The sequence below is a fragment of the Candidatus Nomurabacteria bacterium genome, assembly GCA_023898645.1.
Taxonomy (GTDB): Bacteria; Patescibacteriota; Saccharimonadia; order Saccharimonadales; family Saccharimonadaceae; genus UBA2112.
The window spans coordinates 151195-175514 of sequence record CP060232.1; the positions used below are offsets into that span (position 1 = coordinate 151195).

The 24320-nt window shown below is 48.3% G+C and carries 23 protein-coding genes and 1 tRNA gene; 15 read left to right on the top strand and 9 right to left on the bottom strand.

All coding sequences use genetic code 11. The annotated features are described in order from the left end of the window. Positions 1-102 precede the first annotated feature (102 nt). Positions 103-2862, top strand: coding sequence for a hypothetical protein (locus tag H6797_00710; GenBank protein ID USN96709.1), 2760 nt, complete (start codon positions 103-105; stop codon positions 2860-2862). Between the two features lie 83 nt (positions 2863-2945). Here the strand turns inward: H6797_00710 and H6797_00715 are convergent, their stop codons facing one another. The 4 genes from H6797_00715 to H6797_00730 form a co-directional block, all read right to left on the bottom strand. Further along, positions 2946-3311 (bottom strand): hypothetical protein, encoded by a 366-nt coding sequence (locus H6797_00715; protein USN96710.1) that lies wholly within the window; start codon positions 3309-3311, stop codon positions 2946-2948. A 102-nt stretch (positions 3312-3413) separates the two neighbouring features. Then, positions 3414-3671 (bottom strand): hypothetical protein, encoded by a 258-nt coding sequence (locus tag H6797_00720; GenBank protein USN96711.1) that lies wholly within the window; start codon positions 3669-3671, stop codon positions 3414-3416. Positions 3672-3706: 35 nt separating this feature from the next. Next, positions 3707-5821, bottom strand: a complete 2115-nt coding sequence (locus tag H6797_00725; GenBank protein USN97118.1) for a hypothetical protein — start codon at positions 5819-5821, stop codon at positions 3707-3709. Between the two features lie 392 nt (positions 5822-6213). Next, positions 6214-6290 (bottom strand) — tRNA-Met (locus H6797_00730). Between the two features lie 350 nt (positions 6291-6640). Here H6797_00730 and H6797_00735 point away from each other — a divergent pair. Then, positions 6641-7162, top strand: coding sequence for a hypothetical protein (locus H6797_00735; protein USN96712.1), 522 nt, complete (start codon positions 6641-6643; stop codon positions 7160-7162). A gap of 31 nt (positions 7163-7193) precedes the next feature. Here H6797_00735 and H6797_00740 read toward each other — a convergent pair whose 3' ends face one another. Then, positions 7194-8183, bottom strand: coding sequence for a hypothetical protein (locus H6797_00740; GenBank protein ID USN96713.1), 990 nt, complete (start codon positions 8181-8183; stop codon positions 7194-7196). Between the two features lie 116 nt (positions 8184-8299). After that, positions 8300-8806 carry a hypothetical protein gene (locus tag H6797_00745; protein ID USN96714.1) on the bottom strand — a complete coding sequence of 169 codons (507 nt, stop codon included), beginning with the start codon at positions 8804-8806 and terminating at the stop codon, positions 8300-8302. Positions 8807-8905: 99 nt separating this feature from the next. Between H6797_00745 and H6797_00750 the strand changes: the two genes are divergently transcribed. From H6797_00750 to H6797_00770, 5 genes are all read left to right on the top strand, one after another. Further along, entirely contained in the window at positions 8906-9196 is a 291-nt protein-coding gene (locus tag H6797_00750) for a hypothetical protein (protein ID USN96715.1), read from the top strand. Between the two features lie 42 nt (positions 9197-9238). After that, the gene (locus H6797_00755; GenBank protein ID USN96716.1) at positions 9239-9454 is read left to right on the top strand and encodes a helix-turn-helix transcriptional regulator; all 216 of its coding nucleotides are present in this window, start codon (positions 9239-9241) and stop codon (positions 9452-9454) included. Beyond that, positions 9441-9809: a hypothetical protein gene (locus H6797_00760; protein ID USN96717.1), complete on the top strand. Its 369-nt coding sequence runs from the start codon at positions 9441-9443 to the stop codon at positions 9807-9809. Before H6797_00755 ends, H6797_00760 begins: the two co-directional genes overlap by 14 nt. Positions 9810-9879: 70 nt before the next feature. Beyond that, the gene (locus tag H6797_00765) at positions 9880-10173 is read left to right on the top strand and encodes a hypothetical protein (GenBank protein ID USN96718.1); all 294 of its coding nucleotides are present in this window, start codon (positions 9880-9882) and stop codon (positions 10171-10173) included. A gap of 3 nt (positions 10174-10176) precedes the next feature. Beyond that, positions 10177-11871, top strand: coding sequence for a redoxin family protein (locus tag H6797_00770; GenBank protein USN96719.1), 1695 nt, complete (start codon positions 10177-10179; stop codon positions 11869-11871). Positions 11872-11873: 2 nt separating this feature from the next. Here the strand turns inward: H6797_00770 and H6797_00775 are convergent, their stop codons facing one another. Together H6797_00775 and H6797_00780 are read right to left on the bottom strand one after the other, a co-directional pair. Continuing rightward, a complete protein-coding gene (locus tag H6797_00775) occupies positions 11874-12137 on the bottom strand; it encodes a hypothetical protein (protein ID USN96720.1) in 264 nt (87 codons plus the stop codon). Positions 12138-12226: 89 nt separating this feature from the next. Further along, on the bottom strand, positions 12227-12613 hold the full coding sequence (locus H6797_00780; protein ID USN96721.1) for a hypothetical protein: 387 nt from the start codon (positions 12611-12613) through the stop codon (positions 12227-12229). A gap of 550 nt (positions 12614-13163) precedes the next feature. Between H6797_00780 and H6797_00785 the strand changes: the two genes are divergently transcribed. Further along, positions 13164-13319 carry a hypothetical protein gene (locus tag H6797_00785; protein USN96722.1) on the top strand — a complete coding sequence of 52 codons (156 nt, stop codon included), beginning with the start codon at positions 13164-13166 and terminating at the stop codon, positions 13317-13319. A 97-nt stretch (positions 13320-13416) separates the two neighbouring features. On the opposite strand, the gene H6797_00790 is transcribed toward H6797_00785, so the two are convergent. Then, positions 13417-13650 (bottom strand): hypothetical protein, encoded by a 234-nt coding sequence (locus tag H6797_00790; protein ID USN96723.1) that lies wholly within the window; start codon positions 13648-13650, stop codon positions 13417-13419. Between the two features lie 86 nt (positions 13651-13736). On the opposite strand from H6797_00790, the gene H6797_00795 reads away from it, so the two are divergent. The 7 genes from H6797_00795 to H6797_00825 all read left to right on the top strand — a co-directional run bounded on the left by H6797_00795 (position 13737) and on the right by H6797_00825 (position 24260). Further along, entirely contained in the window at positions 13737-15167 is a 1431-nt protein-coding gene (locus H6797_00795) for a hypothetical protein (GenBank protein ID USN96724.1), read from the top strand. 52 nt (positions 15168-15219) lie between these two features. Then, positions 15220-17427, top strand: a complete 2208-nt coding sequence (locus H6797_00800) for a hypothetical protein (GenBank protein USN96725.1) — start codon at positions 15220-15222, stop codon at positions 17425-17427. A gap of 83 nt (positions 17428-17510) precedes the next feature. Beyond that, complete coding sequence (locus tag H6797_00805) at positions 17511-19454, top strand: DUF2961 domain-containing protein (GenBank protein USN96726.1); 1944 nt, start codon at positions 17511-17513, stop codon at positions 19452-19454. A gap of 95 nt (positions 19455-19549) precedes the next feature. Next, positions 19550-20440 (top strand): tRNA lysidine(34) synthetase TilS, encoded by an 891-nt coding sequence (gene tilS / locus H6797_00810; protein ID USN96727.1) that lies wholly within the window; start codon positions 19550-19552, stop codon positions 20438-20440. Positions 20441-20496: 56 nt separating this feature from the next. Beyond that, positions 20497-22374, top strand: a complete 1878-nt coding sequence (gene hflB, locus H6797_00815; GenBank protein ID USN96728.1) for an ATP-dependent zinc metalloprotease FtsH — start codon at positions 20497-20499, stop codon at positions 22372-22374. A 3-nt stretch (positions 22375-22377) separates the two neighbouring features. Next, complete coding sequence (locus H6797_00820) at positions 22378-24000, top strand: polysaccharide biosynthesis C-terminal domain-containing protein (GenBank protein USN96729.1); 1623 nt, start codon at positions 22378-22380, stop codon at positions 23998-24000. 65 nt (positions 24001-24065) lie between these two features. Next, complete coding sequence (locus H6797_00825; protein USN96730.1) at positions 24066-24260, top strand: hypothetical protein; 195 nt, start codon at positions 24066-24068, stop codon at positions 24258-24260. Positions 24261-24320 lie beyond the last annotated feature (60 nt).

Here is a 24320-nt window from a genome sequence, read left to right on the forward strand (position 1 = left end):
AAAAATAATTCTGAACGGATGAAGTCTCTCCTTAAAGGGGAGATTTCTTAGTTTGACACAAGTGGTATGATTAAAGGTACAGATAAGTGAGGGGAGGTCGCAATGATCGAAATGGTACCACACGAAGATGATCATGGGCATGAGCATCACCACGTGACTGACTATGAACCAAAACCGGACTCTTTCAATGAAGTGGAGCCGATTAACCCTGACCTACTCTCTTGGTACCAGCAACAAGACGAAGTAGTTTTTGACGTGGTGCCGCATAGTCATTTGGACTACGCTTGGTATCGTGATCGCGAGGCGTCAAAGATGCGCGAGATCGAGGCGTTCGTGAAGACTGTCAAAGTTGATCGTTTCACATTGGAGCAGATGATTACCGCCAAAGAATTTGTCGAAGGTGGCGGCAAGCGAGTTAAAGAAGATTTGCTTGAAATGATTCGTGATGAACGTATGGAGCTGATCGGGCTGTATATCCAGCCGGAAGTATTTCTGAGTCCCGAAGAGTCGACGTTTTGGAATATTGAATTTGGTCAAAGGGCCGCACGGGAGCTTGGCGGCAATCCATCTAGCGTGGCTTACATACCCGACACGTTTGGATTTCCAGACACGATGGCGACCATGCTGAAACACGCTGGTGTCGATTCGTTTCTGTTCGAGCGAGGCTTTGAGCAGATTGATACTATCGGAGCTATGTTCATGCTTGAAGGTCCGGATGGCAGCAAGGTGCTTGCTATGCCGATGCAAGGCGGTTACAGCAATGCCGGGGGACTAACGAGTGTCCATGACGTAGACCGTGAAGCGGTGTCTGCTGAAAAGTATTATGAGAAGCAAGTTGATTTCGCGACATTGGCTGTCCGGTCACTAATAAATCGCTATGGTCAGCGTTACAAGCAAATCGATATGCCGCATTTTCTCCTGATGAATGGCAATGACTTTACTAAGCCGGACGAAGATTTACCACGCGTACTCGCTGGCGTACAAGAAAAAATAAGGCAGGAGATACCGAACTTTACCATAAAGACGAGTTCGCTCGAAAACTATGCAGAGTTAGTTCAGCGCAGTATCAAGCCTGAGCAGATCAAAACATATGCAGGCGAGATGCGTTCGGGTAAAGAGCACTTTGTGTTGCGTGGTATTGATTCGGCGCGTATGGAGTTGAAGCAATTTCTGCACAAAGTCGAGTCGAGGATAAACGATGCCGGCGCGCTGGTGTCGCACGTGTTGCTGGCTCGTAAATATGGGCTAGTCGGGGAGAACGAACATGCGACGTGGCAGCTGGTCGAAGCGTATCAGCGGGCAATAGAGCAGGTGTTGCCGGTATTATCACACGACACGATTTCGGGCTGTGGTTCTGATAACGCGTATCCCCTGCCCCGTTCGCTTATGACCGGATCGTTCGAAGCTGCGAATCAAGCTGCTCGTAATGCTATGGCGGCGTTGGCGAATAGGCTAGACACCTATGGTCCGTACCGCCACATTGAGCGCGGACAAAGTTTTGCCAACATGCTGCCAGATGCTCGCACGGCGCTCGTGGAGGTACCAATACAAGGGGATATAGAACATGCGACCGGACTGCGGGCGTTTGTAAGTGTCAATGGCAGGGAAACTGAGATTCCTGTGCAAATAGTGCAAAAAAGAGATATTCGTTATGCGGTTTGCGCTTTGCCTATGAAAGGTTTCAGCTCGGCCAATGTACGACTTGAACCGACAGACAAAGTACAGAACGGGCAGGAGGTACGCACGTTTAATGGATCGTTTGAGAATGAATGTTATACGGTCGATGTGCTACCGAACGGTACGCTGCACGTCGTAGACAAGCGAAGCGGCGTGGAAGTGAACGGCCTGATATTTGAAGATCAAGGTGACCGTGGCGACGAATATAATTTCTGTCCGGTTGATGGCGACGTGGTCCGCACGACGAATGACGGCAAGGCGAGTGTCACGGTTATAAACGACGGGCCAGTATTTACGGAAATCAAAATCGATACGGAACTTGTCGTACCGAAAAGTTTGGACGCCGAGCAGGGGGCTGATCGCGAAGTTGAAAGCTTGTCTGCCGATATGACGACGATTCCAATAAGCACGAAAGTACGGCTGATTAAGGGCGTGGACCGTGTTGAATTCTCTACGACTGTCAACAATATGGCTCGTGATCATCGGTTGCGTGTTCGTTTCTCTGCGCCCAACGCAGCAAATACCGTCCGGGCCAAAGAGCCATATGGCATGACAAGGCGAGAAGCTCTGCCGATAAAGGGTGGTAAGGGCTGGATGGAGCCGCACCCAGTTGCAACGAGTCATCAGCAGGGGCTTTTGATAGCGGGTGATTTGGCGCTTATGAGTAAAGGTTTGCCGGAATACGAAGCGCATGCAGATGATAATGACATGATAAACGGAGTGTCTCTTACCCTACTCCGCAGCGTTGGCTATTTGAGTCGTGGAAACTTGTCCTCGCGGCCGGGTTGGGCGGGGCCGGGTTCGGCAACGCCAGAAGCGCAGTTGATAGGCGAACATACATTTGAATACGCTATACACACGCGCGGCCGGCAGCGCGACAGCGACGTCATACGCCAGGCGAATGATTACACGCACAAGGCCGAGCACGGGTTTGAAAAAGCAGTGTTGAATGGAATCATAAACGTCGAAAGCGACGGGGCAGTTATGTCTGCGTTACGACCGACGGCCGATGGCGAAGCGGTACTCGCCCGCTTTTACAATCCCAGCGATGAGCCGACTGTAGTGAAGCTGAGCGGTGTATTTACGACTGCCGTGAAGTGCGACGCGCTCGGTGAGCCACTTGATGATAGTGACGCGCATGAGTTTGAGATGCCCAAGGGCATTGTGACGGTGAGATTGAGCTAAGCTACTAAAAAAATTAAGCCCCGCGTATCGACGCAAGAGCTTAATGCTTTGCGGATGGGCGGGGCTAGTAGGGCCGGTGAAAATCAGGTGAGATCTAGTGCGCAAAAGGCGATGGACAAAACACCTAAAGCAAAAAAGACAACTCGTATAAGCGGCCTGCTGAAGATGCTATACACTTCACTTTCGGGTAAAAAGAGAGTGAATAGTATGCCTACGCCCAATGCGATGCCTAGTACACTTTCGTATGTGTACGACGCGGCATAGAGGTAGACGATGAACGCGACAGACACTACGCACCAGTAAATGAGGCTTGCTATGGTCCATGAGCGTTCATTGGCTGTCAGGTGTTTGCCCCATTCGCCGCGTGAATAAGTTGCGGCACAAAGTGCTAAAACCACTACTAAATCAAATAGTAGGATGGTAAAGATGACGTGCCATACAGTGGTCACTGAGATCCTCCGGATTGTATGTGGTACCACCTCGAGAAAGGCGATATGGCTTTTCGAGATATATAGATAATAAAATATATTATCTAATAAAGCAAGAATGGATTAGTCTGCTAACTCGTATCCTACGATGGAATTTTGCTGGTCGGTCAGCTCGAATGTTTTACGGATTGTTCCTTGAGTTTCTAGCTGGTGAAGCGCCTCGTTGGTGACGTAGTAGGGGTATTGAGAAAATGCAACGAGTTCCATCACGCTAAGGCTGGCGTGGCTTAAAGCTTTCACTATGTCCGCCCGGCTGGCGTCAATTAGTTCATGGTCTTGGTCGACGAAATTATCTTGTGTATATCGATAGCCTTCATTCATAACTTTAGTGTACAGCAAAGCTATGTAGAGTGCTGCTACCAAGAGCTCAGCGGAGAGCGTTTCCACGTATCGGTATCAATGCAGGTATAAATATAATCCGTATCATACGCGATTTGTCCCTTTACTCCAGGAGACGATGCAGTAGCTGGTGGCGGTACGTTGGTCGTCGATAATCGCGTGAGATGCTGCCCCTTCCATCTACTGAAATTGTTGGTTGTTAGGCGAATAATATCAACGCCGCCTGGTTCTGTGGTAAAAATTGGGTCTTGTCCGTCAATCCATTCGAATTCATAGGTAGAGCCAGCAAATGCAGTTGGTACAAAAAACGGAGCTACAAAAATCGCATTTCCACCTGAATCAGGCTGTTTAATCCAGATATCAATCGTATTTACGCCAAATGGCGAATCACCACCCAGTATAGCGGAGGAGCCAGGTACGGAGGCCATGGATGTTAAGCCGCCTAGGTCAAGACGCATTCTATACGTACCGGGCGTGGGTTCTAGAGCAAAAATTGAACCGTTTTCGATATAGAATACGTATGTTGGATTCGGCGAACCAGGCACTCGCTCAAACACTTCAGTGGCTAGGCCCGCCCCACCAGTAAGGTTTGTTCCATCTATTGTCATCATAGGCAGGTCTTGTGATGCCAGTGCATTTTTAAACTCTACCGAATATCCGTTCTCGTCTTGGATCACCGAATTGATGTACCTTGCTTGCAAATGATAGACTTGCGAGTTACCTGCGCCTATAGATGGCAGCGCATCAAGCGCAGCTTGCACCTGAGATACCGTGGCATTGTAAGCTAGCGGAGAAGTTGTACTACCGCTATATGTCAGTGTAAAGGTACCCCCCGTCGCTTCTGTAATATAAATACCCTGGACTTCCCTTGTGGCGTCTAGATATTGGCCGCCCCGTGCTTGTGACACAAGCTGTAATGATTGAAACGACTGTATCGTACCGGTTGAACCCAAGGACGGTGAATTTTTGAGCAAACCACCAAATGCAAACGTCCGAGGCGTAGCGTTACCTGGCTGAAATTGTGACCCAGAATATGGAATTAAGTTTATAGAACCTGATGCTGTTACCTTTGAGTTGATCTCCCAATAATTACCCGATCCTTGCATGAAATCATAGTGCGCAGTGCCGCCCGCGGTGCCAGACGTCTCCACGCCAATCTGCAATTCACCAGAGAAGCTGGCGGCATCCGCATCGTCTTTGCCTACACGGAACAGTACGCCCGTATTGACACCTCCGACCGTACTCAGCTGACAATTACCGGTAAGCGTGACCGATGCGCCATTCATGGAAACCTTAGACCCGGCCGCACCAGAACGTAACACAAATGCATGTTGGTCGGGCTGAACGACAAACGATAACCAGTACTGCGAATAATCGAACGATCCGCTCGTCACGTTGCCGGTGTTCGACTCAAATACAAAACATTCAGTACATTGATTGACGACGCATTCTATATAGGCACGCTCCGACCAGTATGTTTGGTTGTCACCCCAAAGACCGATACTGCCCGACTGGTTAAAACCAGATATCTCCACATCGGTGATACGCATACGCCAGATGTCGCCGTATCGGATTCCATAAGTGTTGCTGTTGCCGTTGTTCCATCCCAATATCGTCAAGCCGTGGGCGCCGCCGGCAGGTTTAGTGCCTGTCGTTGCGAACGTCTTGTTGCGAAATTCTAGGAACGCTCCCGCGCCACGATAATCAATAGACGTCAGGCCAGAACCCTGACCTAGAATCATTTGCTGCTCTTTTATGCATCTACTCGATGCATCGTTGAGACCGACAAATAACTTGTACGTACCTACACCAAAGACGACTGCTCCCGCCTCCGATCCCATCGCCTCGTACGCATCAATAAGTGCTTGATTGGAATCATTGACACCCGTCGGATCTGCTCCGTAATCATCGATAAAATACTGCTTTGGCATCGTAACGATGCCGGCATTATTGAGCTTCGTCTGCGTGGCGTTGTCGAGCTTGCTTTCGGTAATAGTGCCGTCTGCGATGCTCGTAGTTGTAACAACGGTATCTTTGAGCGTACCGTCAGGATTATGTGCCTGTGAAAGAAAATCATTGAGGATAGCACCCCAGGTGCCTGAATCACCGCCAGGGACGGGGAGGCGAGACATCAGACAATACCCCCGATGTTCTCGAGAAAGGTAGCTCCATGCTTTTTTGTATGCATAAAACCTATGCATGAAAATTTATGGAGACGTTGATGCAATTGTTGCTCTACAGCCATATACCCCGAAACTCTTTTGAATGTGTGTGTTGTTCGTTTCTATCTATATCATAAGGGTTATGTGGCCCAGATACAAGGAGGAGTTTATCTCGGTAGCGGCGACAGGGACAGCGGTTGAGGCCTTTTTCGTTCGTTTGCTCAAGAAAATGCTTCGCGCTTTCTTTCACTTCACTCACTGCACGTCCTGTGACTATCGTCAGGCAGGCTGACGATAGTCACAGGATTATTACTAGTACAATTACCAAAGTAAAACGGCCACTTTGGGTGACCGTCTTACTTTGGTAGCAGCGACAGGGAATGATCCTGTGACCTCGAGCTTATGAGTCTCGCGCTCTAACCAACTGAGCTACGCTGCCATAATATTTAGTTTGTCGTAAGGTGCAACCGTGCTGGTTTCAATAAATTAGACCAGTTGGTTAGAGCGTCTCGCGAATATTTACGCTCAAGGCTGTCCAACTGAGCTACGCTGCCTCGTCGGAATTCACTCGGAGTTCTCGCATCCAAACAAGTTTGAATGCTGGCACTCCTTCGTTATTCCTCCTCTCAATTTTACAAACAGCAAGCTTGGTTTGTAAAATTGGGGGCGAACAAGTTCGCCCGAACATCACGACTAAACGTCATAAATGCAAAAATTATTGTAACAGATACAGGGCAATATTGCGAGGGTTTGAGTATGTGTTACTATGGTGCAAAAAGGAGAGAGGGAGTGACTGAGAAAATACCGCAAGGCCGAGCACCTATTGATTATCCGTATATGCATGAAGATGGTGTTTTCGTGTACGTTGAAGCGGACAATGTGTATATGCAAGTGGCAAAAGAATATGCCAAACGCTATTCGCTGGATAAAGTTATGCCGAATACAAGCATAGTCGTACTCGATGGTGAAGTGATAGGTATTGGCGCGAATGGGAGCGATTACCATGAAACTAATGGCTGTGAACGCATCAGGCTGGGGTCGCCTTCGGGTCAGGACTACGACAAATGTGAAGGTTGTCACCCGAAAAATCATGGTGAGCCGCGAGCTGTTGGAGACGCGCAGGTCGTGATGGGGAGCCAGCGCTTGGACGGTGCCGAAGTGTACTTATGGGGGCATTATTGGTGCTGCGAATCGTGCTGGGACGCAATGATCAGTAGCGGCATTAATACCGTGTATTTACTTGAGGGTAGTGAAGTGCTTTTCAACAAGCAGCATCCCGACAATGTCGTCGGTAGACAATTTGAGTCATAGCCAACGCGTCGAGTTATCAGTCGTTGCGTTTCTATCTAAATAAGACTTTTTGTTGATTTTGAAGCGTTATTCTTAGGTCATTTAGTTCATGCGTAGGGTCAGAGGGTGGCGTGATGTAGTAAAGGGGAATGTCGGCTTCGAATTTTTCGAGCTTGTGGACATCCGCAACGGTGCCAATATAAGACGTCGTATATTTGTTTTGATCATTGGTTTTAACGGACTCGAGTAGTATTCGGTATGATTTTAAGAAATGTTTAGTTGTGCTCAGCATGTTTGCATAGACTTTGTCGTTGAGGCTGGCGTAGGGGACTTTTGGGTTTTTTGCTAAAAAGTCGGTGCAGTCTTTTGCTGCTTGGTCGTAGTCATCGAGAGTATTTATGTCGTTGAAGACCGTGGTTGAGCACATGATTGTAAAGTTTTTCAGAATCCTTTGAGTATCTATGATGGGAATGAACTCTGTTTTATATGATTCAATCTTTTTGCTACTGTCGGCGTATGCTTGTTTGACAATAGCATCTCGCTGTACGGTTGGCGATGATTTGAGTTGACTGAGCGAGGCACTGTAGGCTTGGATATTTTTTAAGGAATCATTGATCCTTTTTATGGCGTCTGAATTTGAGGAAGAAGTTGACGAAGTTATGAACGTCGCACTTGCCGTAGAAATGGCGGATCCGGTCGGGTGTATGATCGTCCAGTCGCTAGTGTCGTTGCTGATGGCTTTTATATTGTCGCTCATAGCCGCCGTTAGGGCAGCGGCATGTAAATAGTCTTCGTCTGGTATGCGAACAGCTGCAGAGTAGTAGCTAAAGCCAAGTGTGCCGAGTAGCAAAATACCTACAAAACTTGAAAAAACGACGACAAATAGCCCGCTCTTCTTTACTGTTGCGGGGTAGGTATCAACAGATTGGCTAACCTGCGCGAGCGGCTCAGCCGGAGCTGGGGCTGGCGTAGGAGCTTGAGTTAACTCCGGAGAAACTGGAGCAGCGTTTGGGTTTTGTTGATTCGGATCTTGGTTTTGCATACTTTTTGTTTACTATGTGTAGCTACGGCCAGTGTATCAGTTACCAGGGCATTTACAAAGAGCGAGGTACAAAAACAACCCGTCAAAGACAGGTTGTTTTTTAATGACGAATCTACTTAGCCGTTTTGGCTGGTGTCGAAGCTGACGTATGGTACGTAGACTTGCCATGCGGCCAGCTGAGCGGCGGTCAGTGCCTGGGCACTAGCGACGGCCTTGGCGACGGTTGCCTTGTCGAGCGTGACCTTTTGGCCGTAGTTTAAGTACGGTGAGTGAGCATCAACGGTCAAATGAGTTTCGGCTGCGACGATTTGAGCTGGTTCTAGCGTGACGCCGGTGTCGCTGGCATATGCCTGGACTGCTTTACGAGCAAGAACGGTGTACGAATCACCCATGCGTGCAGTGTATGTGACGGTGCCCGACTTGGCTGCTTCGGCTTTAGCTTTTACTGCTTCTTCCTTTTTCATTTGCTCAGCCTTCTTTTGTTGGCTGGTCGATACCTTTGGCGACTTTTTGCTTGTGTCGCTACTTTTGGTGCCGCTGTTGCTGGCGCCGATGAGTACGCCAAGTAGTATGACTGCCGTGCCGAAGAAGACGGGCCATCTATATTTTTCGATTAGTTCCATACGAAACCCCCTACTGCCCACCACGTTACAAATTATGTATGGAGTGATTGTAGCATGTTTTAGCTTATGTTCAAGGTTCTTGTAGGCTATACTCATAACATGAGCAAGCCAAAAGCCGACGACGTCGTTAAAGACAAGAGTGTCTTGTATAGATTGACGCTTGTTGCGGCGGTCGTGCAGCCGCTAATGACTTTGCCGCAGGCAATCCAGCTGTATTCTAGCCACGACGCGCATGGCCTGTCGCTCTTGACATGGTTCGGCTACACGTCTGTCGGGCTGGTTTTTCTGGCCTATAGCATCAAATATCGGCTGAGGCCAATTATCATTCAGCAAACCCTCTGGTTTATCTTGCAATCAAGCGTCGTGGTTGGCATCGTCGTTTGGCAGTAATGTAAAGTTTACTTTACAAGTCGTATGTCTTACACTGGTCGCATGGGAGCAAAAGAACACGTTAATAGTAATCTGGCCAAATATCGGCGAATGTCCGGTTTGACGCAGGAGCAACTGGCGTTGCATGTGAATGTTACGCGCCAGACTATAATTGCTATAGAAAAGGGCAATTACGTACCATCGGTGCTGTTGGCGCTTAAAATAGCAAAAGTGTTCAATACATCCGTGGAAAGGATTTTCTACTATGAAGATAAATAAAAATAGGCTGTCTGAATGGCTACTGGCATTGGCGATAATCGCGGCGCTCGTGCTGCTTGTCAATCCGATGAATGTCATCATGACGTCAATGTACGCCATGATGCTACTGGGGCTACTTGGACTGACGGTCATTACATTTGGCGCATTTGTGTGGCGAGAAAACTACCATGATGAACGCGAGGAACTGCATGCAATGAAAGCGGCGCGACTATCGTATTTTGTCGGTGGTGGAGTGTTGGTGACGGCTATCGTCGTGGAAACAGTCAATCATGCACTTGATGTGTGGCTCGTTGTGGCATTAGCTGCGATGGTGGTGACGAAACTTATTGTTAGTTCGTGGAATCAGCAGAGATAAATGTAAAGTTGACTTTACATTTATGCGGGTGTAGAATCGTGGTTATATAACGTAACCACAGGGGGATTGCATGAGTACAAAAACAATTATTGGGATTATAATCGCGGTTTTAGTCGTCGGTGGCTCTGCTGCAGCACTATACATAAAACAGCAAAATGACAATCATGACGCCATGATGATGAAAGACGATTCATCAAAGACAAAAGATGTTATGAAGAAAGACGCGACTTCGATAGACGCACCGTCAACGGGCACTGTAAGCAAAGACGGTACTTCTTCGGACGCCATGATGAAGGACGACAAAATGTCTCCATCTACGAGCCCATCGGTAGCTCCAGATGGCGCCATGATGAAGGAGCAATAAATAGTGGTATTTGTGTTCTTGGCATTTTTTGCAGGCATTATAACGGTCTTTGCGCCATGCGTGTTTGCTTTGCTGCCGGTTATCGTGGGCGGGTCGATGACCGGTGACGTTCACGACAAGCGCCGGCCGCTGATTATAGCGGCAAGCTTGGCAGTATCGCTCCTGCTCTTTACGATGCTTTTGAAGTTTGCAACGCTCTTTATTAATGTATCGCCAAATGTTTTCACTTGGATTGCCGGTGGCATCGTTGTGGCAATTGGTCTATTTATGCTCTTTCCGGCCATATACGATTGGGCAATCATTCAGCTGAACTTACAGGCAAAGTCGCAGCAGCTTCTTGGTAGGGGCAATAAAAAAGGCGCGGTCGTCGGTGCAATCATCACCGGCGCGGCGCTGGGGCCGGTATTTAGTAGCTGTAGTCCCGTGTATGGTTATATATTGGCATCGGTGTTGCCGATTAATTTCGGTGCAGCGGTGGTGTATATTGTCGCCTATGTGCTGGGCCTTAGCCTGATGTTGTTGTTAGTCGGCTATCTAGGCCAGAAACTTGTACGCAAGATTCGCTGGGCGGCAAATCCACGTGGTTGGTTTACGCGGACGGTCGCACTACTGTTTATTGTCGTGGGTGTGTTGATTATCACCGGACTCGACAAGCGGTTCCAAGTATTTATAGCAGATCATACTGCACTTGATTTTGACAAAGTTTCGTCGCAGTTGATACCGAAAAATAACCAGGCTGCAAAACTACCTGGTGGTGTTTTAAACGTAACACCGTATCCGGCGCCGGAGTTGACGGGCGTGAGCACGTGGATTAATAGCAATTCACTGACTCTCAAAAGTCTGAAGGGCAAGGTTGTCTTGATTGATTTCTGGACGTACAGCTGTATTAACTGTATTCGTACGCAACCCTACCTGAAGGACCTATATGCGAAATATCATGACGTTGGGTTTGAGATTATTGGTGTTCATGCTCCTGAGTTCTCATTTGAAAAAAATCCAGACAATGTTCGTCAGGCGGCAAAGGAAGCCGGACTAGTATATCCGATTGCGCTCGACAACGACCTAGATACATGGGCGGCCTTTAACAATCAATACTGGCCGGCGACTTATTTGATTGACAAAGACGGGTTGGTACGGCGAACGCATTTTGGCGAAGGTGAATATGCCGAGGAGGAGCAGGCAGTGCGACAGTTATTGAGTGAAGAAGGAGGTCAGGCGCCCGGTCGGGCATCAGTGCATAATAGCGAGCGGAGCCTGAACCCAATTACGCCAGAGACATATCTGGGTGCGGCACGTGTCGCCGGGTATGGAGGCAAAGATAAATTGCGATATGGCGAAGCTAATTACACTTTGGGCGTACCGAAGAGTACTAATCAATGGACGCTAGGTGGTGTATGGCGTGAATCACAAGAAGGTATCACGGCAGTTAAAGACGCAGTATTGCAGTATCGCGTAATGGCGAGTGACGTGTATTTAGTGACTGGTAATAATTTTTCTGGCACGATTGACGTCTTGCTTGATGGTAGGCCGATCTCTGAGACCGGTCATGCGGGCGGTAACATCAAAGACTCAAAACTACGCGTGAACATGGCGCAGTTGTATAAGCTAGTGCATTTTGACAAATATAACGCCGATACGACAGTTGAGCTGCATGTGTCGGCTGGTGTACAGCTGAACACATTTACTTTTGGTGGCTAGTGCTACGAATCGTCATCGTCTTCGTCGAGATCTTCAATGTATTCGCGTTCGTCATCGCGAATATCAATGTCGTCGGGGTATTCGTCATCGTCGAGGTCATCTATGTCTTCTTTGTCTAGCTCTTCTTTGAACTTACTTGATGGTATTCCGAAAATCTTCGCCGGATCTTCTCCCATTTCATCCATGAGCGGGTCGGACGCATTGTCGTCTGTCGTTAGATCATCTTGGTAACTTTGTAGTTGAAAATCGTCGTCGTTTACTGCCATAGGCCCTCCTATTTATGCTGCTATGTATAAATGTACGATACTGCGAATAGGATGACTAGACTATGAAATAAATTACGAGAGGAGCTTTATTAGATAGCTTCGGGGTATTCGATGATGTGGTTGGGGAGTGGCAGAGGTTTTGTCTTAGAGGCGGGGCGATCAATTCGGGGAATTTCTTCGAGTAAATGTTCGTGGCCGCCGACAATCCACAAAGATTGGTAATGCGAGTCGCCATTGATTTCGAGGACGCCTTGGCGAAGTGAATTTTCGGTATCGACGGCGAGATATAGCATGGAGTGGTTGGCGTGAGATGCGTAGTTTTGTTCATTAAAACAGTAGCGGGTCTCTATGATGTCATATTCGGTCACGGTGTCTTCTTTGAACGGTCGCACGAACAAACGGTAGCGACAATTATGGTAATTGCCGTCGGTTGCTCTGAGTGCGAGGACGCTACGGCCATGATTGGAACGTGTCATCTTGGCGCTGACAACATGAGAGAAGGTATAAGACTCACCATCAATATCCCGAACGATCGGATGATCGGGTGTGGTGTGGCAGTAGTCCCGGTAGAAAGTGTAGAAGCTCGGTAAGTATGGAGCGTTTTCTGGGAGTTCAAGGAAGCGGCGGGCATCTGGCGGGACTACTAGTGGTGCGAATTCGTGTCTTTTCATATAAGACTATGCCTATAGACTTTTTATACGCTTAAATTCAGGAAACTGCAAGCGAAGCGGTGTGTATTTGTCAGCCCCTTGCAGTATAATAAAAATACATCCCCGCGATACACACTAATGCATTCGCATGAAGCGTCCCTCCGGTGGAATCATTATTCATTGTCTTCGGCGACGTATTAGAAACGGGTACAAGCGACGGGCAATACAATTTAAAGCGTTTCTCAAACTAACTTGAGGAATTTTAATTGTGAATGATGAAATCTTTTTGAATGAACGGGTAGACGTGCTGGCGAAATTCGGCGCTGGGCTGAACCCGTGCGTGCCGCTTAAGTTTCGGCGCAAAAGCGGGAGAGAGGTGACGATAACTGAAATTGGCTTGCGACATCCGGGCATGAAGGGCCGGCGAACGGTGCATATATTCGACGTCACGGACGGTCAGGCGGATTACCGGCTGGAGCTGGACTCGGAACGATTGACGTGGATGTTGACGCGGGAAGGGGATCGACTATGATTGCCGGAAATAAAAAACACACCCTTGAGGATGTGTTGTCGAGAGGAGTGCTAGTGGCGGACTGCCACCAGCACTTCCTCCCGAGTCGGCCGTACGCTCAGAGAGTGTCGTTTGAACTGATGTACTCTAGAGCGATAGCGCACGCTGCAGGCTGCTGCTCTGCACGAGCTTTGGTGCGCCACAACAGCGCATCCCACTTTCTGAAGGTAATGATATCCAGCCAGATGGCGAATTCATCATCTTCTTTGATGACTGCCGAAAGATCAGCGATCAATCGAAACCGTCGATCAGCGTCTGTTTCGTTGGACTGCGTGCTTTTTTCCCCGACCAAAATGTTCACTTCTTCTCCTGTAGTAGGTACAGTGCGAGTAAGACATACTTATTATAGCATAAAGCATAACAATTATCAATACCCTTATGCATAAACACATTCACGATAAGGTAAATACTACTCGACCGTTGGTGATGCACATCGATCTCAATAGTTGCTTTGCCACGGTAGAACAGCAAGCGCGGCCGCGGCTAAGGGGGCGACCGGTAGCGGTGGTGAATCGGCGGACTGAGAATACTATGATTATCACGGCTAGCTATGAGGCAAAGGCGATGGGCGTGAAGCTTGGTATGCGGCTGCGTGATGCTAAGCGACTATGCCCAGGGCTTGTTGGTGTCGAAAGCGACCCAGCCAAATATCGCTATGTGTATCATAAGCTGCTCGACATCATGAATGATTACTCGGCGCACGTGACTATGAAGAGTATCGACGAGGGGGTGATTGATTTTACGCAGGCACCGAAGGCTATCGTGGAGCGCGGGCTCGAGGTGATTGGCTATGAAATTAAGCAGCGATTACGCGACGAAATTGGCTGCGCCATGCGTTGCAATGTAGGCATTGGTACGAATCGATTCTTGGCCAAGATGGCGGCGAGTTTGCATAAGCCGGATGGGCTCGATGCCATCACGGCGGACAATTTGCGCGAGGTGTACAGTACGCTCAAGCTTACCGATCTGACTGGCATTGCCGGGCGCAATGAGCATCGTCTGAATGCTGTCGGTATTTATACGCCGCTCGAGTTTCTCGATGCGTCGGTCGATGTATTGCATAGTATGGTGTTTCAGAGTGTCAATGGCGAGCAGTGGCATCAGAGGCTGCGTGGTTGGGAGGTTGATGATTTTGGCGCTGCATTACCCAAGCGGGTAGGCCGACAGTACGTGCTTGATAGCTTCAGTCTAACGTTTGACGAGATATTGAATCGGTTGCATCATCTCTGCGAATCGGTCGGCTATCGCATGCGCAAACAAGGATTGAGTGCACGTGGTGTTTATGTCGGTACGCGGACGTTTGACATGGAGGGTGACAGAAGGCGAATACCTGGCTTGCACGAAACCTCGCCGATCTCAGAGTCGTATCCGGGCGAGTCAGAGGGCGTTTTATCCGAGAGAGGCATAGCTGAAGCTACGTTGAGCGAGGAAAAGCGACATCTGGCCGGTCGGGGCGAATCTGAGGCGGCAGGGATTTCGCGTAAGTCGGGTACATATTGGCATGCTACTCATGTGTCGCAAACGCCATTTTTTAGTAATGAAGCTATCTATGGTCTGGCGCGGCAACTTTTTGTAAATGCACCGCCGAACATTCGTGATATCAATGTGCACGTGTATCTGCTAGAGCAGGGCGATCGGTCGCAGCTGAGTATTTTTAATGACCAAATCGCTCGCGAACGAGCAGTGGTTGGTGCGATTGACGAGCTTAATCAGCGCTACGGAGAGCATACGATTCATGCGGCGAGCACCACGAACACCGGTCCGTTCGTCAAAACAAAGATACCTTTCGGGAGTACGAGGTACTTGTAAATCTAAGCGTAACTGTCATAATTGTAGTTACAAAGAGGAGAAAATAAACAAAGTGGCTCGCTTACCGCAACCAGGTGGAGACAATGGCAATTGGGGCCATATTCTTAATGATTATCTGAGTCAAACACTCAAAGCCGACGGAACACTGAAAGACGGCATTGTTCCGGAAGCGTCACTAGACGTGACCGTGCAGTCGAAGCTCAATGGCATTACAGGGAAAGTCGATAAATCAATCTTAACGACAAAAGGCGACATATACGTCGCCGCTGGCTCTGGGACGCCTGTTCGACTTGGTGTCGGCATGGATGGGCAAGTTCTCACTGCAGATAGTAGTACTGTTCTCGGGGTGAGTTGGGCGGCAGTAACAACGAGTTCGCAGAAGAGGTATTGTATCGATGATTTCGGCGCAGACCCCACAGGAGTGGTAAATTCAGACGATGCTTTAGTTGCTGCGAGGGGGGCGCTTGGAAATGACCCGGGTGTAATTGAGTTTGGTGCCGGTGAGTACAAGTTCTCGAAGGGTTTGAATACGGTTTGGGGTATGGATCTCAGGCCTAAGCAGGGTGTTCGTGGCCAAGGTAAGGCCCTGACGAAGATTTATTTTCAAGGGCAGGGTGCGGTGTTTGAGTTTCGTAATCCTGATTGGACGTTCAATAGCGCGGGCAATCCCTACGGCGGTGTCCAAGGAATGTGGATCGATGGTTGGTCGAACACCAACACAGATACGTATGGAATTCGGTACGGTGACAGTAACGGTATGACGGTTGCAGATGTACATGTAGCCGGCTTTAATCAGGCTGGTTGTGCCGGACTGTACGGCGATAATCAGATTTCTTGGTCTGAGCGTGCCGACATCGAAATATCAGTGGAACAATGTACTACCTGTTTTTTGTTTGAGTCGAATGCTACTTCTACTCCTGCAGGCTCATCCTCGTTTGATTACTCTCGTTATCGTTTGACGTTTGTAGCTGTCGCCAATCAGGACGTTTTTGTATTGCGCACCTCTCCTGGGTGTGTTCGTACTTCAATGAATGGTGTTCAAATGGAGTTAACAGGTAACTGCAATAACGCTCCTTCGGACGGTACGAACTCAGGGGTGCTGTGGCATGTCGGGTACGATAATGATGACGAAGCCTCGTTCTCTGGAACACTGCAGATTAATGTAGAGACGTCAGGATATTCCGACGGTGTCTGCCACAAGGATTTTGTCATGGGAGGCGTGGGCCCATGGTGGTTGGTGAAGTCGCGGGTGAGGGCCACTGGAGCGATTAACCTAATACCGTTTAGCGGAGTAAACTTTGCTGAAGGTGGCGCTACTCCATATAATTTCTCATTCGACGGTTTGCTGTATAAGTCACCGTCACTTGGCTCTTCGGGTTATTTTGGTGCTTCTCGGTCTTTGCAGTTGCAGGCTGACTCTAGGGGAAGAATTAGTTTGGAAAATACTAACGCGGCGCAATTGATTTATGTTACTAGCGCTACGGCCGGTACGTATAGATTAAATTACGGCGGGACATATACCGACACGATACCATATAACGCGTCGACTGCTCAGGTGCAGGCTGCACTCGAAGGAATCCCGGCATTGGCGGGGAATGTAACGGTGGTCCATGCTCAGTCTCGGTTCATTAACGGGGTATATGCAAATGAGGTTGGTTTTGGCGTTGATTTCATCGGTTCGTTGTCTGAGACTGCGGTACCGACACTTACGGCTGATATGTCAAGTTTGACCGGTGGGGTCGACATCGTCGTCGCTAATACTGGTAGTCCCAACAAGACGATTAACCTAGAGATAGAGTCAGGCAATATGTTTGTAGTAAACTGGCTTGATCCCGGTACTTATCGGATACGAGCACAGACCGGCAACTTAACTGATTCGATGGGTCTAGATAAAGATTCTCCGTTCGGTGCCACCGTGCTTGATGTGTGGATCCAGCAACCGACTACTGGAGGGAATGTTATTTTGGAAGGGCCGTACTTCCCACCTGGAACCAATTTCGGCTCTAGCTACAATTTTCAATGGCTGGACGGTATCGATCCCGTGTTGTCTACCACGCCCAATGCCTATGATGTTATCCGTCTTTCCACATTCAACTTCAACGCGTGGATTGGCCAGCATGTGACACGTAAAGCTATCGCTTCTGTCCCATCTACTTCTTCTTCTCCTGGTATCGAAGGCCAGATTGCGTATGATGCAGATTATATGTATGTCTGCACGGATACTGATACGTGGAAACGTTCTCCGATAGGTTCTTGGTAAACGTTGTCTTGTGAAATTTTAACGTAACCGGCATAATAACAACATACTACATAATAACAACATACTAAGGAGAAACAGGGGAGATGGCACGATTACCGATTCCTGGGGGCGACAAGGGTAACTGGGGAACAATTCTTAATGACTTTCTCACGCAATCACATAAATCTGACGGGAAATTAAAGGATGACTCTGTAGGTGCGGCTCAGCTGCAAGATAACGCGGTGACGGCGAGTGCGATTGCGCCGAATGCAATTACCGTTACTGAATTGGCAGGGGATTCCGTCGACACGACGGTAATTGCGGACGGATCGATTACGAGCGCCAAAATCGCTGACGGTACGATCGTCACAGGTGACATATCTCCGGCTGCTGGTATTGTAAAATCACAACTCTCATCAAGCGTGCAGGCATCTCTTGATAAAGCCGACACTGCATTGCAGTCAGGAACGTCCGTAAGCAGCATTTCGGGCTTTCCGTTGAGGTTACCGGGCGAAAAGGCAGTCGCAGTGGCACAAGAAGTCGCAGTTGCAAGGGCAGAAGTGAGCAATCCTGCCGGCCATAAGGTTGTTGTTCTCGCGGAAACTTGGGGTAAGCCGGGTATATTGAAGCATATTTGGGTGGCGGTAGATAATTCTGCGACGGTCGACGGGTTTTTGGAGCAAGGCGGTGTCATAAGGGTGTACACCGACGATGACACAACTCCGGCAATCTCAATGTCGCTTGGTGATTTCTTTTGTTTGGCAAATCGATCTGATGTTTTTGAAACACCACGTGTCGGCAGGTCTAATAGAGGTAGTGGAGGTTCGGCCTATCGCTATCTGCATATGCCATTTCAAAAGTATCTTCGAGTTGAGATTGAAAGTCTTATGGGTACAGACTCGGCTTTTTATGGCACCGCAGATTATTCATTAGTCGATTCGTTCAGCGATCTTGGAACGCAGCAGCTCGCCTATAGTATAAAAGGTCAACGAGTTGCAAGCCAGGCAGTGCAAACCCCCATGACGGTGTGTGATTTTGATGGTTCGGGGCAGATTGAATCATTGGTCGTGAGTTTTGCGGGTGCCGACAATGGAGACTGGGGCGTGCTCGAGGGCGATATTCAGGTATACGTAGATGGCGAGCAATTCCCTATATGGTCATCGTCTGGCATGGAGGATGCCTTTAATGGTGGTTGGTATGCAACACCAATCGGTGGTTATCCTGCTGGTCGTTCTGGTGATTCCGACCAGTCTGGTGTTAATATGACGATGTATAGATTTTTCCTTGATGATCCGATTTTCTATTCATCACACCTGAAGGTTGTGGCATGGGCAGGGCAGCCGGGTCAGGGAGGTATTGTTTCTGCGACGGTTGATTTTGCCGGCTATGTGGGCGTGTGGTCGTCGGCTGCAACAACGCCAAGCTACACAGCGGTTGACGGAATATCGCCACCCGTACTTAACGATCAGATGGACCAGACTGCAGGCGCGCTTGACTCTGGCACATGGAATCAAGACGGCACTCGCACCCAAATGGTGGCGACTGGTTCGACTTTTACAGTGCCATATGGTAGTGCAAGCGCCGATCAAGATGTACGAGCAGCGCGTAAAAACGTCTCATTACCTTCGGATTATTGGCTGGAAACAAAAGTTCGCATAACAGACCCTTCTCATGATAATCAAGAGGCGTTGCTTGTTATGCTCGGAGCCACACCTGATCCATATTTTGGCTCTGCGGTACACATAGGACTTCGACGATACGAGCAATACAACTGGCATATACAGCTTCGTGACGACTTTGATACACCATTTGACGTGACGATTGGGGGAGGTTTGGATCTTACGAATATGTGGGCTCGGTTGGCTCTAAAGAAACAGGGTTCGAAAATCACTGGTTATTATTCGTTGAATGATACTCCCTCTCCTTGGATTCCTCTTGGTACCTGGGACGCATCTAAAGTCGGAACCGGCTTTGGAATTGCTACATGGACTGCAGGTGCTGAGTTTGACTATCTAGTTGTTCGTCCTCTCGAAGATGTCACTAGCTAAGATCACGCTGTATACTTGTAAGTACAGGTAATCCTCATTGCTTAGTAGTTTTATTGGGTATGATGGTGGTTAGGCTAGTAGAATTAAGAGTATCTATGTTGCGAGATGAAAACTATGTGATTGCAGTCAGTGGCGGCGTTGATTCCGTCGCATTGCTCGGTATGCTTGTCAATGGCAATTTACCACCTACCACCTACCACCCACCATCTACCAATCTCATTGTCGCTCACTTTGATCATGGCATACGTAATGAGTCTGCAGATGATGCGTTGTTTGTGCGGGATTTAGCAGCAAAGTATAACTTGCCATTTGAGACACGGCGAGAAAATTTGGGCAAAAATGCCAGCGAAGAAAAAGCACGAGAGCGACGCTACGCCTTTTTGCGTGAAGTTGCCAAGAAACATAAGGCGACAATCGTGACGGCGCATCATGCAAACGACGTTGTCGAAACAATTGCAATTAATTTGACGCGCGGAACGGGTTGGCGAGGGCTGGCAGTACTCGATAGTGTTGATATTTGGCGGCCACTTCTTGCGACCTCAAAAAACGAATTGTTGACATACGCCAAGCAGCATAATTTGACGTGGCATGAGGATGCTACCAACGAGGATACTAAGTATCTGCGCAATGATTTGCGACAAAAACTAACACACTTGGACGTGCAGACGCGGGAATTGTTGCTACTCTATCGAAATCGTCAGGTTGCCTTGAAAAAACAAATTGATGACGAGTCGGCACTGCTCATTGGCAATTCGCCATATCGGCGTCATATGTTTATCTCTGCGAATCACCATGCGGCATTGGAAATGCTCAGGGCTGTATTTGTCCGCGAAGTTGGTCAGAGTCTGACGCGCCCGCAGCTTGCTCGCGCGCTACACGCGGTCAAGGTGTATCATGCTGGCAAGATATTCCCTGTAAGCTCAAAAATACATTTGACCTTCACAAAAACACACTTCGTTGTCGATACCAAGGATAAAATGGTATGATGAAAAGAGTGAAAAATTCCCTAATATTTGCTATTGAAAGGACTTGATACTGATATATGGCAACAAAAAGTACCTCACCGAAAAACCGAATGACTAACTGGATACGTCTAGGTTTGTTTTGGGCAATCATCATAGTTGCGGTACTGACGCTATTTGCCGTCATTACGCCGCGTACACAACTCAAAGACGTACCAATCGCTCAAGTTATCACTAATGCTAACAAAGGCGACATTAGCAAAATCGAGGGGTCTGGTAACGAGCTTGTTATTACAGTGAAGGGCAAAGAGCGTCCAACGCAACATTCGTATATTCAGGGCGGCGTGAGTACACTTATCAAGGACGATACACTTAATGCGGAAGCAAAGAAGACTTTGGCGGATACACCACCATCAACGACGGGTGAGACGCTTTGGAATCTAGCTATCATCATTGTCCCTGTATTGTTGATCGCTGGATTTTTCATGTTTATGATGCGACAAGCTCAGGGTCAAAATAATCAAGCGCTTGGATTTGGCAAGTCAAAGGCAAAACTGTATGGCTTGGACAAAGAAAAAGTTGTCTTTGATGATATCGCAGGCAATGATAGTGCGAAGCAAGATTTGCAAGAAGTCGTGGACTTCCTGAAGCATCCTAAGAAGTATCACGATGTTGGTGCAAAAATTCCAAAGGGTGTGCTGCTGATCGGTAGCCCAGGTACAGGTAAGACGATGCTCGCGCGTGCTGTGGCGGGTGAGGCAAACGTGCCATTCTTTAGTATTTCTGGCTCGGAATTTGTCGAGATGTTTGTCGGTGTTGGTGCTAGTCGCGTGCGTGATTTGTTCGCCAAGGCAAAGAAGAATTCTCCTGCGATAATCTTTATCGATGAGATTGACGCAGTCGGTCGTCGACGTGGTAGTGGTATGGGTGGCGGCCACGATGAGCGTGAGCAGACACTGAATCAGATATTGGTTGAGATGGACGGATTTGAAACCGGTACGAATGTTATCGTGCTTGCAGCTACCAACCGTGCAGACGTGCTTGACCCGGCGTTGCTTCGCCCTGGCCGATTCGACCGCCGTACAAATATCATGCTGCCGGAACGCAAGGATCGCGAGGCAATTTTGAAGGTACACTTCAAGAACAAGCCAACAGATGATTCTGTCAATCTTGATAAGCTGGCGGCAAAAACTGCAGGTACTTCGGGCGCTGATCTGGCGAATATTGCCAACGAAGCAGCGATTATTGCGGCTCGTGACAATCGAAAGAAGATTACCAATGCCGATTTGACTGAAGCGTTTGAGAAGGTCGCAATTGGACCTGAGCGCAAGGCAAAGGTCATGACCGACAAAGAAAAAGAGCTGACTGCATATCACGAATCGGGTCATGCGATCGTCGGACATCTCCTTCCTGACAATGATCCGGTACATAAGGTGACAATCATCCCTCGCGGTGGCACGGGTGGTGTCACGTGGTTCTTGCCTCCTCAAGACAAGAGTTACACGAGCGTGTATGAATTCAAGGATCAGCTCGCTAGTGCACTTGGTGGTCGTATCGCGGAGAAGCTTCTATATGGTGCTGACGGTATTACGACTGGCGCAGGGTCGGATCTTCGTAAGGCGACCGAGATCGCACGAGATATGGTGATAGAGCAAGGTATGGGTACGAAGCTTCGTGATCAAGTATTTCACGAAGACAATGGCGGTATGGTGTTTGACAAGATTACTCACGAACGACCGTATAGTGATGATACCGCCAAGGAAATCGACAAGGAAGTAGAGACACTTATCAAGGAAGCAGCCAAGCGTGCTGAGCTTGTATTGAGTACAAATATGGATAGTCTACATAGTCTCGCAAAAGCATTGCTCGAAAAAGAAACTCTCGACGAAGAAGAAGTTGATAGCATACTAAAAAGTGCAGAATTGCCGAAAGAAGCGCGACTGTACGCCGCGAAGTAGGGCATGGGTAGGGTTAGAAGCGCTGTAGCCCGAGCAAACCGCAGGTTATCTGTGCAGCTAGCTGCTAGTTTGCTCGCGGGCTCGACGCTTCTTTCCTTGTTGTTTGGTTTCTTCCGGATGCGTCTACTCAACGCCGCATACTACGATACGTATCCGACTGGGTACGACGCATATTTGGCGGCGTTTACTGTACCAGACTTTATGTTTTTTATTCTGGTATCGGGCGCGTTGAGTGTGAGCTTTATACCCGTCTTTAATCAGCGACTTGCGACGGGTAACAAGAAGTCGGCGTGGGAGCTCTCGACTAGCATGATTAATTTTATGGCGTTGATAACACTCATTGCTAGTATTTTGATTATTATTTTTGCAGAGCCATTGGTGCGGTATGTGATTGCGCCTGGATTGAGCGAGTCAGGCATAGCGCTTGCGACAAGCATGATGCGGGTGATTGCCGTGAATCCTTTCTTGTTTGCGATAGCGACAGTTATCGCGAGTGTTCAGCAGGCGGTTGGTCGGTTTACGTTTTTTGCACTTGCACCAATCTTGTACAACGTAGGCATAATAATCGGCATCACAGTATTTACGGGCGGTATCAATATATTCGGCGTACAGGTGTTTGACGGCGGAATTATGGGCGTTGCGCTCGGTGTGGCACTTGGCTCAGTATTGCAGTTACTCGTGAGTACTATTGGACTCATCGGACTTGGATTTGATTACAAGTTTAAAATTTATTGGAAAAACAAAGGTTTTCGACAAGTGCTTCGTTTGTTGCCGCCACGGTCAATTGACCAGGGTATGGATTATATCGTTGGTATCGTGGAGACGAACCTGGCGTCGCGTTTAGCTGCCGGAACACTAGCGGCGTATAACCAAGCAACCGTGCTCCATATGGCGCCGATTAATCTCATCGGTGTGGCCATCAGCACGGCGGCGTTTCCAAAGATGACAGAGCGAATTGGCCAGGGGCGACCTGATTTGTTTCGCAAGGAACTACAAAACATCATTCGCATTATCGTGTGGATCGCCATGCCTGTGGCTGCGGTAACGTACTTTACTCGTGGATATTTGGTGAACTTTATCAAAAACGGTGGTGACGTATTGATGGCTGGGCTGCTTGGTTCGCTTGTTATCGCGATATTGTTTCGCTCGGTATACTTTATATGCGCCAAGAGTTTTTATGCGCAGCAAGACACCAAGACGCCTCTTTATATTTCGCTATTTGCGATTGCGCTCAATATTGCATTAGCCGTGTGGTTTACTATGGGCTTAGACATGGGAGCGTATGGTCTTGGCTACGCACAATCAATCGTGGCGGTGTTTGAAGTGATAGTGCTCTTTACGGTCATGAACCGACGTATCAAAAATTTGATTGATGCATCGGTTATTCATGCTTTTTGGCGCATGGCTATAGCCACTGCGGTGACGTCGATTATCTGCTATGCAATGGTGCAATTGTTTCAGCTACAAAATGCAGACAATAGCTTTGTCGCTACTTTTCCAAAGTTTGTACTTATTTCGATGGCAAGTGGCTCGGCATATCTGGCCGCAAGCCGTTTATTGAATCTTAGTGAAGCAGATCCGATCATTCAGCGCTTAGAGCAATTATTTTTTGCACGCGCTCGCTAATTATCCTTGAGCTTTTTCTTGGTGTTGTGCTACTATAAGCACAAGTAATAAAGGGGAATGCAGCAATGTTTTCTGTAAAAGAGCAAATCAACGCCATTTTGCACAAGGAAATGGATCGTAAAGAATTTCTGACGCACATTGCGATTGGTTTGGTGGCGCTCATCGGTCTCGGTTCGATATTAAGAGTTCTTGCGTCTCATCGTCCGGGCGGCGAAGCGTTTAATTCGGAAACATTTGGTGGTACGCAGGACGGCAAGTAGCTTTGCGTAAAAATTATACAAATAGGCGCGATCAATACGCGCCTATTTCTTCATTTGCCC

Coding starts and splice junctions, on each gene's coding strand:
- H6797_00740 (USN96713.1), bottom strand. CDS start 8,183: ATGCAAAACCAAGATCCGAATCAACAAAACCCAAACGCTGCTCCAGTT.
- H6797_00745 (USN96714.1), bottom strand. CDS start 8,806: ATGGAACTAATCGAAAAATATAGATGGCCCGTCTTCTTCGGCACGGCA.
- H6797_00825 (USN96730.1), top strand. CDS start 24,066: ATGTTTTCTGTAAAAGAGCAAATCAACGCCATTTTGCACAAGGAAATG.
- H6797_00725 (USN97118.1), bottom strand. CDS start 5,821: ATGTCTCGCCTCCCCGTCCCTGGCGGTGATTCAGGCACCTGGGGTGCT.
- H6797_00760 (USN96717.1), top strand. CDS start 9,441: ATGAAGATAAATAAAAATAGGCTGTCTGAATGGCTACTGGCATTGGCG.
- H6797_00720 (USN96711.1), bottom strand. CDS start 3,671: ATGAATGAAGGCTATCGATATACACAAGATAATTTCGTCGACCAAGAC.
- H6797_00820 (USN96729.1), top strand. CDS start 22,378: ATGGGTAGGGTTAGAAGCGCTGTAGCCCGAGCAAACCGCAGGTTATCT.
- H6797_00805 (USN96726.1), top strand. CDS start 17,511: ATGGCACGATTACCGATTCCTGGGGGCGACAAGGGTAACTGGGGAACA.
- tilS (USN96727.1), top strand. CDS start 19,550: ATGTTGCGAGATGAAAACTATGTGATTGCAGTCAGTGGCGGCGTTGAT.
- H6797_00780 (USN96721.1), bottom strand. CDS start 12,613: ATGACACGTTCCAATCATGGCCGTAGCGTCCTCGCACTCAGAGCAACC.
- H6797_00775 (USN96720.1), bottom strand. CDS start 12,137: ATGGCAGTAAACGACGACGATTTTCAACTACAAAGTTACCAAGATGAT.
- H6797_00750 (USN96715.1), top strand. CDS start 8,906: ATGAGCAAGCCAAAAGCCGACGACGTCGTTAAAGACAAGAGTGTCTTG.
- H6797_00765 (USN96718.1), top strand. CDS start 9,880: ATGAGTACAAAAACAATTATTGGGATTATAATCGCGGTTTTAGTCGTC.
- H6797_00710 (USN96709.1), top strand. CDS start 103: ATGATCGAAATGGTACCACACGAAGATGATCATGGGCATGAGCATCAC.
- H6797_00755 (USN96716.1), top strand. CDS start 9,239: ATGGGAGCAAAAGAACACGTTAATAGTAATCTGGCCAAATATCGGCGA.
- hflB (USN96728.1), top strand. CDS start 20,497: ATGGCAACAAAAAGTACCTCACCGAAAAACCGAATGACTAACTGGATA.
- H6797_00795 (USN96724.1), top strand. CDS start 13,737: ATGCATAAACACATTCACGATAAGGTAAATACTACTCGACCGTTGGTG.